Origin of the sequence: Tenacibaculum jejuense (genome assembly GCF_900198195.1) — a bacterium.
GTDB lineage: Bacteria > Bacteroidota > Bacteroidia > Flavobacteriales > Flavobacteriaceae > Polaribacter > Polaribacter jejuensis.
This window is the reverse complement of sequence record NZ_LT899436.1, coordinates 3,029,128-3,041,846: the sequence shown is the minus strand read 5'-3', so window position 1 is coordinate 3,041,846 and position 12,719 is coordinate 3,029,128. Positions and strand designations below refer to the sequence as shown.

The 12,719-nt window shown below is 28.7% G+C and carries 11 protein-coding genes; 3 read left to right on the top strand and 8 right to left on the bottom strand.

Translation table 11 applies throughout. The features are described from left to right. Positions 1-77: 77 nt before the first annotated feature. The 3 genes from AQ1685_RS13420 to AQ1685_RS13410 are packed head-to-tail and all read left to right on the top strand — an operon-like array spanning position 78 to position 3,605. Positions 78-1,325: a CapA family protein gene (locus AQ1685_RS13420; RefSeq protein ID WP_095072955.1), complete on the top strand. Its 1,248-nt coding sequence runs from the start codon at positions 78-80 to the stop codon at positions 1,323-1,325. Further along, complete coding sequence (locus AQ1685_RS13415) at positions 1,322-3,172, top strand: WG repeat-containing protein (RefSeq protein ID WP_095072953.1); 1,851 nt, start codon at positions 1,322-1,324, stop codon at positions 3,170-3,172. Before AQ1685_RS13420 ends, AQ1685_RS13415 begins: the two co-directional genes overlap by 4 nt. A gap of 22 nt (positions 3,173-3,194) precedes the next feature. Then, on the top strand, positions 3,195-3,605 hold the full coding sequence (locus tag AQ1685_RS13410; RefSeq protein WP_095072951.1) for a hypothetical protein: 411 nt from the start codon (positions 3,195-3,197) through the stop codon (positions 3,603-3,605). 477 nt (positions 3,606-4,082) lie between these two features. On the opposite strand, the gene AQ1685_RS13405 is transcribed toward AQ1685_RS13410, so the two are convergent. From AQ1685_RS13405 to AQ1685_RS13370, 8 genes are all read right to left on the bottom strand, one after another. After that, the gene (locus AQ1685_RS13405) at positions 4,083-4,703 is read right to left on the bottom strand and encodes a DUF4272 domain-containing protein (RefSeq protein ID WP_095072947.1); all 621 of its coding nucleotides are present in this window, start codon (positions 4,701-4,703) and stop codon (positions 4,083-4,085) included. 5 nt (positions 4,704-4,708) lie between these two features. Beyond that, positions 4,709-6,319, bottom strand: a complete 1,611-nt coding sequence (locus AQ1685_RS13400) for a class I SAM-dependent methyltransferase (RefSeq protein WP_095072945.1) — start codon at positions 6,317-6,319, stop codon at positions 4,709-4,711. A gap of 272 nt (positions 6,320-6,591) precedes the next feature. Further along, positions 6,592-8,529 (bottom strand): alpha-amylase family glycosyl hydrolase, encoded by a 1,938-nt coding sequence (locus AQ1685_RS13395; protein WP_095072944.1) that lies wholly within the window; start codon positions 8,527-8,529, stop codon positions 6,592-6,594. Positions 8,530-8,542: 13 nt separating this feature from the next. Then, complete coding sequence (locus AQ1685_RS13390) at positions 8,543-8,923, bottom strand: cyclophilin-like family protein (protein ID WP_095072941.1); 381 nt, start codon at positions 8,921-8,923, stop codon at positions 8,543-8,545. A 167-nt stretch (positions 8,924-9,090) separates the two neighbouring features. Continuing rightward, positions 9,091-9,852, bottom strand: coding sequence for a hypothetical protein (locus AQ1685_RS13385; RefSeq protein WP_095072939.1), 762 nt, complete (start codon positions 9,850-9,852; stop codon positions 9,091-9,093). Between the two features lie 214 nt (positions 9,853-10,066). Further along, positions 10,067-10,615 carry an NUDIX hydrolase gene (locus tag AQ1685_RS13380; RefSeq protein ID WP_095072937.1) on the bottom strand — a complete coding sequence of 183 codons (549 nt, stop codon included), beginning with the start codon at positions 10,613-10,615 and terminating at the stop codon, positions 10,067-10,069. Between the two features lie 9 nt (positions 10,616-10,624). Further along, complete coding sequence (locus AQ1685_RS13375) at positions 10,625-11,512, bottom strand: hypothetical protein (RefSeq protein WP_095072935.1); 888 nt, start codon at positions 11,510-11,512, stop codon at positions 10,625-10,627. 9 nt (positions 11,513-11,521) lie between these two features. Next, positions 11,522-12,673, bottom strand: a complete 1,152-nt coding sequence (locus AQ1685_RS13370; protein ID WP_095072933.1) for an aminotransferase class V-fold PLP-dependent enzyme — start codon at positions 12,671-12,673, stop codon at positions 11,522-11,524. Positions 12,674-12,719 lie beyond the last annotated feature (46 nt).

Below are 12,719 nucleotides of genomic sequence, written 5' to 3'. Positions count from 1 at the left end.
GAATAATAAAAATCTATCGTTCAAACAGTAAACTATCCACTTTTTAATATATTGCTATTTTAAATGATGAATACCACATGAAGAATCTAAAAATCCTAATTTCTATACTAGTTTTAAGTTTAATTTATACTTGCGCAACAAAGAAAACAGTACAAAAACAAACTACAGAAACTAAAACAGAAATCGAGGAACAAACAAAAGAAGAAAAAGTTGTTGTAGAAGAAGTTAAAAAAGAAGAAAAAAAGAAAGAACTTCCTAAAAAAGTAAAAGTTTTAAAGAAAGATGATGAAATAAGTTTGTTGTTTATTGGTGATTTTATGGGACATATGGATCAAATAAAAGCAGCTTACAATAAGAAAACAAAAACATACGAATACGATTCTTGCTTTTCTAAAATAAAGCCAATTCTTAGTAATGCAGATGTAACATTAGGAAATTTAGAAGTTACTCTAGGAGTAAAACCATATTCAGGTTATCCGCAGTTTAGTTCTCCACCTTCATATGCTTCAGCAATTAAAAATGCAGGAGTAGATATTCTTACGACTTCTAACAATCATTCGTGCGATAAACGTAAGAAAGGAGTAGAGCGAACAATTCATATTTTAGATTCATTAAATATCGGTCACACAGGAACATTTATTAATGCAATAGAAAAGACTAAGAACCCGGCTTATGTGATTCGAAAAAATAACTTCGAAATTGCAGTTATTAGTTATACGTATGGAACTAATGGATTAAAACCCACAGCTCCTAATGTGGTGAACTATTTAAAAAAAGAAACAATAAAAAAAGATGTGAATTACATCAACTCTTCAATTAACCCTGATCAAATTATTGCTTTTGTACACTGGGGAGATCAGTATAAAGACTTGCCAAATAAATCACAAAAAGACATGTTTACTTACTTTAAATCTTTAGGTGTAAATATTGTAATTGGAGCACATCCTCATGTTTTACAACCAATGGAATGGCATAAAGTGACTAAAGAAAATGAAAAAGAGAGTTTAGTCGTGTATTCTTTAGGGAATTTTGTTTCTCACCAACGTACTTTTCCTAGAGATGGCGGTGCAGTATTCAAATTATGGTTAAAGAAAGGAAAAGACAATAAGGTTAAAATTAAAAAAGCAGATTATTTTCTTACTTGGGTACACGAACCTGTGGTAAATGGTAACAAAGAATATTATGTTTTACCAGCAGATACTTATAGTTCTAAACCAGAATCTTTTACAAAGAAAAAAGATTATGATAAAATGATGCGTTATATAAAACACGCAAGAAAATTACTAGGAGAACATAATAAAAATATTAACGAGTATACAAAATGAAAAATACGATAAAGGCTTTAATAACGATATTATTTGTTACTACATTTTTTCAATGTCAGAAAAAAGAGAAAACTGAAGAAATGAAAGCCTTTATAGAAGAATTTAAAGGAGAAAATCCTCAGGAAATTCTAAAAGAAATAGAAAAAAGTATTCAAGTACTCAAGTTATATCAGAATTTTGATAAAGAAGGGCAGAAAGTCAGAGATATTCCTGTAGAAAAAGAAAAGTATCAAACGCCATTTCAAATAGATACTTCTAATGTTGAAAAGAAAATACTTGATTTTAAATCAGCTATTGGATTTACACAAACAATAAAAGACACAGTATCTGAAATTGTAATGTATAATACTGAAACCAACTATTCAGAATCATTACCACCAAACGCAACAGAGAAATTTACAGTACAGCAAATATTTTATAAAAATGGGAAAACAGTAAAAACTAACTTAGATACGTTAGCCGTTAGTTTTGGTAGATATTCTTTTGTGAAAAACTGGGGAAAACAACAGGTTATAGATAGTATTTCTGTAAAGTATTCATTAAACTATTTAAAACGCTATGATTCTATTGTTTTGTCTAAAAAAACAAAAAAGGCCTCGTATAAGAATGCGCAAATCAAATTAAAAAAATTAAAGAATAACTATTGTTATTTGTTAATTGATGATCGTTTAAAAGATGAAAATTATAAAATATACGCCTTTAATGATCAAGGAAAACCGCTAAGTAAAAAGGGAGGAAGTAGTTCTGCTGTAGAATTAAGCGATACAAAAGAAAATATAAAAAGTTTAGTCCGTTTTTTAGAAAATGTAAAAGCTAAAATAGAACAAAACCAACTTGAAACCAGAGCGGCTATCATTACTTACATGAATGAAAAAATTAATGCCTTAGATTTTTTAAGAGACGAAGATCAATTTTATCATAGAGATTTTTACTACGAAGGAAATATTGCTGCTTTATCTATTTATTTTGGAAAAGAAGTTGGAGAAAAGACAATAAATTTTACCGCTGTTAATAATCAGATTGATGCAGATTTTTTATTGAAAAGAACAACAGATAGTGTAATTTTTGTAGATGAAGATTTAAGAGAAATTGTTAGTACAGCAAAAACAGGAATTCAGCATAAAGGAGGGAATTATTATCAAGACTTTGAAACCAATACGTTTTATTTTTTAAATGAAAAGAAAAAGGAATTACAGCAACTTAATTTGAGAACAATACTACCATTACAAAATGGTATTTATGGAGTTTCATCAGAAAATGAATATAGCTTTAAATTGTACTCTAAAAATCATGAATTATTATCTAATAAAGCATACAAACAATATGTACAATTAGATCAAGGAAAAATTGTTTTAAAAGCAGTTGATGATAATTTTTATTTAGTTGATAAAAATGCAAAAATCAAACTGTTAAAAAATGTAGGTGCTGTATATAATGACGGTTTTTCTGAAGGACTTTTAGTTGTTTATAACAAAAAAGATAAAGGCGGATACATAGATAATTCAGGAAACGTTATCATTCCTTTTAAATATAACTTTGTCAATAAATTTAGTGAAGGATTAGCTGCTGTAGCATTAGAAAACAGAAAGTTTGGTTTTATTAATAAAAAAGGGGAAGTTGTAATACCTTTTAAATACGATCACACGTACGAATTTGTTAATGGGTATACTATGGTAGAATATGAAGGACTAAGACATATAATAGATCGTAAGGGAAATATAAAAGTTAGTGCTAAAAGTAAATATGGAGGATTTTCTGCTGGAGGAGAAGGTCTTGAAAGAGTGTATCAAATGGCTGGTGATGCATATGATGCTTTTGGTAATTTAATACAAAAAGAAAAGGAATAAGTTTTATCCTAAAATTTGAAAAATGAAAAAAGAAAATTTAGAGTCACATAAGTTTTTACCAAGTGGAGAGTGGGAAGGTTTTTATTGTTATTCGCATTCACCTGCTCAACATAAAATGACAATAAATTTAACTTTCAAAAAAGGAAAAGTTTCAGGCTCAGGAACAGACGATATTAATTATTTTTCATGGAAAGGAGATTATAATTTAGAAGTATTTACAGTTACTATGATAAAAACTTATCCTAGTCACAAAGTAAATTATAAAGGCGATGTTGATGAAAATGGTATTTGGGGATCTTGGAATATTGGTTCAGACTGTAGCGGAGGTTTTCATATTTGGCCTAAAAAGCAAAACTCTGAAGAAGATTCTAAAGCATTAGAAGAAAAAATTACTGAGTCAAAAAAGTTGAAAAAGTTCCTTCAAAATATATAAAAGCCTTACAATAAATAAGAGTTGACTATTTGTGTTTTATTTTGTTTAAAATGAGTGTTTTAAACTGGTTTTTTGTTTTGTTTAATACAGTTATTCTACAATTAAAATCTGAAAAATAATACCTACTGATTTTTGTCTTAAAAGCTTGATTTTTAGATTTTTATATTGGTTTTAGTGTTAAAAAAATAAAAAGCTTAACTATCTTTAATTGAAATCATTACCTTTGGTGCAAGTAGTTAATTATTAATAGGTTTATTAATTTTTGATTACTTATTCTTCAATTTCTGTTTTTTGATTAATTCAACGTTAATTGCAAGAAATCACACTAATTTCTTGTAATGGAAACATTGTTTGATGGGCGGGGCAAAACTTATTTACATTAAATTATTTTCCTCGCTTTGTCGGGCAGTGAAAACGTAAGTATTGTTTACGTGCTTAAATCAGTGTCTTCCCAATTTACATCCGAAAGCATCCAAGTTAGCGAATGTCTTTTTCATGAATCACACCACCATTTCCGATCGGATCGAAGTTTTCTGGTACGGTTTTATTTCCCAATTGAGCACTTCTTACGGCGTTATGCATACAGTAGAATAAATCTTCTTGAAAAATGATTTCTTTTTCGCTCTTAGTTTGTTTATCACTCATCCATTCTTCAATCGAATCATCAATTTTAGCACAGAATTCAGAAAATAAATTTCTGGCAGTTTCACCATTCATCATTTCTCCTGAAGGAAGTAATTCAGAAAAACCAAAGAACCAAGCTAATGGTAAAGCATTTTCAAATTTCCAACCGATAGAATTTATAGCATTTTGATCTCCTCTTGCAGTAGACAAATATTGCATTTCATCTTCAGTGATAAAATCATTAAGATCATTATTGTCAATAAAGTCCAATATTTTCTTATCCGGTAAATCTTCAGGATTAATTAAAACCCATAACACTAAAGCTTTTATGGCATGCAATCGTTTGGCAATTTCAAGTTTTGGGCGTAATACAATCTCTTTAATCCATGGTAAAGATGAAGCGTATTGAAACCCATTTTCAATACAAATTTTTTGAATTTCTTTTCTTTCTTCTGCTAAGTTTACTGAAGTCATAACTTTTATTTGAATAAATTTATAGATACGGTTGCTAATGCTGAATTTGGAAATTTTTTAAATGAATTTTCATAAGGTGTTAATCCAATTTCTTCTAAAGCCTTCATATATTCTTCAATTTCGATAATATATTGATCAGAATATCCATGAGTTGCATCATAAGCAGTTGCAGCTGTTTTACCTAAATTTTCAGCAACTAATTCAGGTTTAGAAGTATGTAACTCAATCAATAACAAACCAAATTTAGTAATATAAGATTTCCACTTGTTAAAATGCTGTTTTAAAGATTCAACAACAAGATTATTATTTAATCGAACGCCTCTGTGAGTATAGGCTCCAGTTGCGTTAGTTTCTTTTAATTTCGGATTCGGTTTTGGAGTTTCCCAAATTCGATTGTGATCTAAAAATGTACGTACGTTTAGTAAATCAGATAAATCTATACCGTATTTCTCATTTAAGTCTTTCGACATTGCTTCAGGGTTTCCAATATCTCCCCAAATTACTTTTGCCCAAATATCGGCCTGAACTAAGTTTTTCCTTGTGATTTTTAAAGCAGCTTCATTGTAATCTACTCCAATTAGAAATAAAGGATGATCTTCTAAAACTTTACCACGTTCAGTTCTATTTTCAATAACATTAAATAAATGCTTTAAAAAAGCTCCATTACCACAGCCAACATCTAAAATTCCTTTTGGTTGTTCATGTATCGGTTTATTAAATAAATTGATGATGATTTCATCTAAAACTTTAAAATACGCAGCATGCGCGCCACCACTTCCCCAAACATTCATTTCTCTATCTACATGAATTTCTTCATTTCCTTTTCCTTCTGATCTAAAAATTGTGGGATCACCAAAAATAAATTTATCTAATTTACGCAGTGTTGGAATGTAAGAAACGGTAACTCCATAAGCACTAGCTCTTCTAGCAAAGAACAAACCAGTGTCTGTAAATTCATAAGATTCTCCAGATTTATCAAACCATTTTAAATGTGTGAGTATATCTAATAATCGACCAAAATTTTCTGGATCTTTATGAAATTCTTCAGCTTTAAACTTAGTTTGCATAAAATATTTATGAAACATTCCTTTCATCCCTAATAGAACTAGGGTAGGGCCAACAATAATACCTTCTATGTGAGATAAAATTTGTTCTTGAATTGCTTTAACCTTTTCGTCTTTAGAAATTTCAACCCCAAAATTCTGAGTGAAATTTTTAAATAGAGATTCTAATTTTAAGAAAGGTTTTACTTCAAATTTACGTGAGCTAAATTGTTCTGAAAATTTTAATAATTCAGCTGCTTCTGTGTACATATTAAAATGATTAAAAGCAATTTCTGAAACTTCGTTTGTACTTACTTTAACTGTATTTAAAATATTATCTACTTCATAAGTTAACCAGCCTTGAGAAGCAAAAGTTCGAAGAGCTACATTTAAATATCCTTCGTTAGCCTTAAACATTTCAGAAAGTTCGGTTACACCAACAGTTTTTTGTTTGAGTAAATACTCTGTAATTCCTTTTTTATGAAGTTCAAAAGCAGCAGGGCAAGTTACAATTCCATCTAAATGTCTAAATAATTTACCTCTGAGTTCTGATTTTTCTTGTTTAGATAGCATATTGAAGGTTAGTTTGTTTATCTATAAATTTAAACCTTTCATTGAAATATACTGTTAATTTTTATTTTTTATTGGTCTCAAAAATAGTTTAAACTTTGCATTTTAGTGAATTTCACTTTCATCCTCTAAAAATATTTGTCGAATGTTATCTGCAATTAGCTTTTAGTGGTTAGCTTTTTAGAATTTTGCTAATAGCTGACAGCTAAGCGCAAAAACTCTATAAAAAAAATTTCAGTCGTAATAAAAACTAAGATACTTTTAGTCTTAGTGGTTTATCTTAAAATAACAGCACTTCTTTTAGGAATTAAAATAGTTGTATTGTTTTCTTTCATTTGAAAATCCGCAGTACTAAATACAGTAGAAAATTTAGTTGTTTTTTTCTTCGGAAGTTGTATTGATGTTGATGTATTTCCAATGTTGAAAATAACAAAAATTTCTTCATCCTTTGAATAACGTTTGTATAGTAAAACTTCTGGATTCTCTTGTGTTATATATTCAATTTCACCATGAACTAATACAGGATTTTCTTTTCTAACTTTTATGATTTTTTGGTAAAAATTGAAAAGCTTATGATTAAATTTTACTTTATCTACTGGTCTTTTTTGTTGAAGAGGATGTGTAGTTTCGTCTTCAAAAGTATATTCAGGCCAAATTAAAGGCTTTCTACAAGAAGGATCATCTGCGCCCCACATTCCCATTTCATCTCCTGCATAAATATGTGGAGCTCCAAAATATGTATGTTGATGCGTAATTAAAAGTTTTAAAGTTTCTAGTGTTGCATTATCAGGTTTATGAATTTTATATTCAGGGTTTTCATGAACTTTACATCCGAATTTATATGGAGTGTTATTAAATAAGGAAGTAAGTAATCTTGGTGTGTCAAAACCACCGGTATAATTCATCATTGCATAATTATTTGCTTTTCTAATACCATGTGTAAAAGTTTGCAAACTATCTATAAATTTTTGTGAAGTAATGTTTTTAGGAGTCTCGCTAAAAAATTGTCTAGATGCTCTGTACCACCTATAATTCATCACTGCATCAAAAATGGTGTCTTTAACAAATGGTTCAGGATTTAAAAGCTTGTCTGGCCATTGTTCCCACCAAATTTCTCCTAATAAATATGCATCTGGATTAATATTTCGAACTTGTTTTCTAAAATCTTTCCAGAAATTTAAAGGCATTTCTCCAGCTACATCTAATCGATAACCATCCACACCATCTGAAGGATCACCATCTCCATTTGGATCTAACCATCGTTTCGTAATATTGAAAATATGTTTTTTTACGGCTTCACTGTATACATTTCCTTCAAAAGCATTTACCTTAACTGATAAATCTTGTTTTTGTGTTTCCTTAATTTCAGGAAGTTCGTGAACACCAGACCAACCATGATATTTAAATTCGTTTTCTGGAGTCTTAGGATTATCAAATTGATCAATCCAATACCAATCTTTATGTTTTGACTTTTCTTGATTTTTTAAAACATCTTGCCACGCCCAAAATGTTTCTCCTGTATGATTCCAAGAATAATCTAAAATTACTTTAATATTTCTCTTATGAAATTCATCGATGACTTTTAAAAATAGTTTATCAGCTTCTGTAAATTGCCAAGTAGTAGGATCATCTGGAATTTCTTTTTCAATAGTTTCTATGTCTTTTTGAGGATTTGGACCAAAATTACGATCAATATGTCTCCAATTTCTTGCATCGTATTTATGAAGTGAAGGCGCATCGTTTAATGGTCTAAAATAAATGGCAGAAACACCCAAAGAATCTAAATAATTTATTTTATCTAAAACACCTTGTAAATCGCCACCGTAGCGTCTCATTTGAACTTTATCTACAAATTTAGTTAATGTGTTTCCGTAGAAATCTTTATGGTTTTTATAGTCTTTAAAATATGCATCATCTTTATACCAATCTTGTGTCCATGGAGTAATTTTCCAACCTTTTGGAACAAAACCAGGATAAGAACCTTTAATATCTTCCGAAGTCGGATCATTAGTTGTATCTCCATTATGAAAACGTTCAACAGCGATTTCATACCAAACAACTTCCTTAGTCCATTTTGGTGGAGCATCTAAAAGAGTAGAAGCACTATGGTTTATCTGAATTTCTTTTTGAACTTCTTTTTTACAACTAATACAACATAAAAATAATGTTACAAATACGAATTGCTTAATTAAAATAGAGTGTTGAAATCTCATAAGAAAACAGAAATTAAATTAATTGTAATGATGAATTAGAAGCAATAGTACTCATGTCTTCTATTGATTTAAAAGTGCCTATTTTTATACCTGGACTAGAAGTTCTGGGTTTTGTTCCGTCTCCATAACTCGTATTTCCGTACATAAAAAGGATGCCGAATTTTCCTGATTCTATAGGAGAACGCCAATACACAACATCGCCAGCTTCAAAAATTTCTTTTTGACTTCCATCAAATTCAATATCTAAATCATATTGATAAAAGAAAACTTCACCTCCAATATTATTGGCAACTCCTGTTAGCGAATCATGTTTTATAAGTTGATTGTACATGTAAGACGAAGTATCCCATTCTATTTTTATCTGATTATCGTTGTATTGAAGTAGTCCTTTCATTATTTAAATACATTCTTTAGAAAGGTTCAAGTTAATTATTTTGTAGAAACGATAGAGTGACTTTAACGCTTAATTTTTAGTTCATATACCAACAATAAAAAAACACTAGTAAAATAGAAATGAATCATATTTTACTAGTGTTTAAAACGTATTAAAAATACTCTTATTTATGCTTCTGCTTTATTGTTTTTTTGTGCATTAATTAAAGCAATTAAGTTTTTAAGAGGCTTTTTAATTGTAGTAGATTCAGCTCTTTCTAACATTACCATTGCTTTTTTTAATAATCTATCATAATCTGCATCAGGATAAACTTGTATTAATTCTTTAAAATATTTGTCGATACCTCTAGCGTAAGTTTCTTTTTCTTTTTCAAAGAAAGAATTTTCTTTAGCGGCTAAGTTCAAGTAATCATCGTAGTTAATGATTAACTTTTTGATGCTTGGCTTTATTTTATCATCTAATTCTTTGTCTTCTACATTTTTTGAGTTTGCTAAAACTTGATCAAATTTTAAGTCAAATGCAGCTAATTGTAAACCTAAACCGAATTGCCAAATTTCTAGCATTTCTTTACCATAAAGATATCTATTATTTGTATTGGTGACATTATAAATCTGATTCATATCTTTCCATTGTGATAAGAATTCAGAAGCAATCTGGTTTTTTTGATTTAAATCTAGTTTAGCATCATCTAAGAATTTTTTATAATTCTCAGGGTTAATTAACTTTTCGAGTACTATTCTTTGTTCAGGATTATCAAAAGTAGGTTTAGTTTCATTACCTTCATAAGTGTATCGTAAATCGAAAATTACTTTATCATAATCGTTTACATCCCAGTATTCTTTATTAACAGGGAAATTATGTTTCTCAGTAGAACAACTAATAAAATAAAAAGCTGTTAAAAGCACCATAAAAACGCTACATCTTTTCATGAATTGAAATATTTAGTTTTTTTAAATTCGGTTGCAAATTTAATTAACTAAATATTTTGATAATGAGCTTTTTATGTTAACTGTATGTATAGCTACTAAAAACAATAAAAAAGCAATTTTTTTATTATAAAATGCTGTTTTTATATCATTTTTAAAGGGAAATAGTAATGTTTTTAACAGTATTGAGTGTTAAAATGTTTCAATATGTAACGTATTACTCTTCGATTTTAGTAACTATTGCATTAAAAACGTTTTTATAATATTCACTGTATTCAGGTAAAAGTACATTGTCATATGTTGCAGTATGATTCAGTATGTCTAAATCATATAATTTTAATCCGGCTACTTCACTTTCTTGGATTGTTAATGTTTCTATCGGTACTTTTAATTCAGCAATAAACACATGATGAAATTCATTATCTATAATTCCATTAGGATGATTTACTTGATGTTTCCTTGTTCCTATTTTAATTAAATTTTCTGGAGAAATATGATAGCCAATTTCTTCTTGAACTTCCCTAAGGGCAGCTTTTTCAATAATTTCTCCAGCACCAATATGACCAGCAACAGAAATATCCCACAACCCTGGAAAAACTTTCTTGGTGAAGGCTCTTTGTTGAAGTAGTATTTTACGATCAGTAGTATAAATCCAAATATGAACAGTAGGATGGAAGTAACCGTATTTATGTGCTTCAGATTTTAAACAAGTTTTTCCGGTATAATTTCCTTGTTCGTCAACGATGTCAATTAATTCATCTTCCATGTAGAGATTTTAATTTTCTGTATTTTCCTCATCAAATAGAGTTGAAATTTTTATTTTTCTTAATAAACCTTTATTGTTCTTTTTTTGCTGAAAAAACATTTGTTTGAATAGTACTATTTTATCCTTAAAAATAGAATCGTTGAGTATTTTGTTATAGCATGAAAAATAAAAAATATCATCACTATGGTTGTTAAAATCAGGAACAAATAAAGCTTTTAATTCGTTTTCCATTTTTTTATTTTGAAGCTCTGCTTCAGTAAATATAACTTTGGAGAATTGTAGGCTATCCAGTTTAGCTATTTTTTCAGCCTTTGTTTTATTGGTGTAAAACTCGTCTTTTTGAATTTGTTTAGTTAATTCAGTTTTTAATTTTTTATTGTAATAGTAAAACTGTAAGGCGATATATTTTGTAATGGTATCAGATACGGTTAAATTGTTTACTCTAAATTCTTTATTATTATAGGTGTCTGATAAAAATATATTAAAACCTAAACTATCTTTATACTTAAAAAAATCATCTATATATTTTATGATCTCTTCATTTTCTCGTATATAATTTCTTCCTATTTGATGTGAAGAAGTGTGTTCATTTCTATATTTTCTATTGGCTTGTATTGAAGCTTTAAGACCTTTTTGGTTATTATTAGTAAAGATTAATATGTTTTTAAATTGTTCTTGTTTTTCAGTTGTAAGAGTTCTTAAAGTTGAAATTTTAGTATTCACTTTTTTAAAACTTTTGTTTACTTCTTCGGCACTACCACCATAATAAACTTTTTCTAAGGCATTTCTATTCTTGTGTTTTTGATTTGTATTTAAGAGAAAATACCAAAATATTAGTCCTCCAAATATTAAAATTTTTATAAATAAATATGGGAAATTATATTTTTGTTTTTTCATAATTTAAAATCAGATCTCTATTTCAGAAAGAATACATTTAGTTAGTTTTTCAAAATGCGCTTCAGTATTATATAAATGACAAGAAATTCGAATGTAATCTCCTCTAAAAGAAACAAAGATTTTCTCTCGAGTTAATTTTTCTTTTAAGGCTTTTTTGTTAACAGATTCAGGTAGTTTAATTCCAAATAAATGTTTAGCTCTGTAAGTGTCTTCTTCAATTTCGCATCCAGCCTTTTTAAGTTGATTTACAGAAGATACTGTAATTTTATGACAATAATCTTGAATATCTGACGCTTTCCATTTTAATAATTGGGTGATTGCAGCTATTTGCATTTGAATGTAAATAAAACTTCCATGTTCACCTACAGAATAGCGATTTGCCAATGCTTTATAGTTAGATTCATAATTGGTAAGATTGGTTAAATTTTCACTACCTAATCGGTTTGCCCAATTTTCTTCAATAGGATTTCCATTATCAAAATAAGACCCAAAATAAGCATAACCACAACCATAAGGCCCAAAAAGCCATTTGTAACCTGCACAAACCATAGCATCAGGTTGAATTTCTTTAACAGAGAATGGTAAGGCTCCTATAGATTGACTTCCATCTATAATCAAAAGTGCATCATGCTGTCTAGTTTTTTTGCGAATGGCTTTTAAATCAAAAATAGTTCCATTTGCCCAATGGATATTTCCTAAAGCAATTAACCCCGTATTAACATTTATAGCATTTAATATAGCTTCGTTCCATAGTTTTCCGTTAATTTCTTGTTGAACTATTTTAAGTTTAGCATTGTACTTTTTAGCTAGTTTTTCCCATACATAGTAATTACTAGGAAACTGTTCTTCAATTAATACAATTTCACTGTTTTCCTTTAAAGAAATATTATGAGCTATAGTTGCTAATCCGTAAGAAACAGAAGGAATGTTTGCAATTCTATTGTAATCATTTACATTAATGAGTTGAGCGAAAAGTTTTTTTAATTCTGTTACTGGATTAAAGAAATCTGAACTTGGTATTAAGTAAGGTCTACTTTTTTCTTTTACGGCTCTAAGTCCAGCTTCTTCAATACTTTTAAAAGAAGGTGATAAGCTTGCGATATTTAGGTAAGTTACATCTTCTGGAAGATCAAATAAATGCTTTTGATTTGTTAAACTCATTTGAATTGATTTTTCATAAAAATAAATAATACCATTTTGAACTTTA

Bases quoted from the DNA above. Each gene is read 5' to 3' on its own strand.
- AQ1685_RS13420 (WP_095072955.1), top strand. From the start codon at position 78: ATGAAGAATCTAAAAATCCTAATTTCTATACTAGTTTTAAGTTTAATT.
- AQ1685_RS13415 (WP_095072953.1), top strand. From the start codon at position 1,322: ATGAAAAATACGATAAAGGCTTTAATAACGATATTATTTGTTACTACA.
- AQ1685_RS13410 (WP_095072951.1), top strand. From the start codon at position 3,195: ATGAAAAAAGAAAATTTAGAGTCACATAAGTTTTTACCAAGTGGAGAG.
- AQ1685_RS13405 (WP_095072947.1), bottom strand. From the start codon at position 4,703: ATGACTTCAGTAAACTTAGCAGAAGAAAGAAAAGAAATTCAAAAAATT.
- AQ1685_RS13400 (WP_095072945.1), bottom strand. From the start codon at position 6,319: ATGCTATCTAAACAAGAAAAATCAGAACTCAGAGGTAAATTATTTAGA.
- AQ1685_RS13395 (WP_095072944.1), bottom strand. From the start codon at position 8,529: ATGAGATTTCAACACTCTATTTTAATTAAGCAATTCGTATTTGTAACA.
- AQ1685_RS13390 (WP_095072941.1), bottom strand. From the start codon at position 8,923: ATGAAAGGACTACTTCAATACAACGATAATCAGATAAAAATAGAATGG.
- AQ1685_RS13385 (WP_095072939.1), bottom strand. From the start codon at position 9,852: ATGAAAAGATGTAGCGTTTTTATGGTGCTTTTAACAGCTTTTTATTTT.
- AQ1685_RS13380 (WP_095072937.1), bottom strand. From the start codon at position 10,615: ATGGAAGATGAATTAATTGACATCGTTGACGAACAAGGAAATTATACC.
- AQ1685_RS13375 (WP_095072935.1), bottom strand. From the start codon at position 11,512: ATGAAAAAACAAAAATATAATTTCCCATATTTATTTATAAAAATTTTA.
- AQ1685_RS13370 (WP_095072933.1), bottom strand. From the start codon at position 12,673: ATGAGTTTAACAAATCAAAAGCATTTATTTGATCTTCCAGAAGATGTA.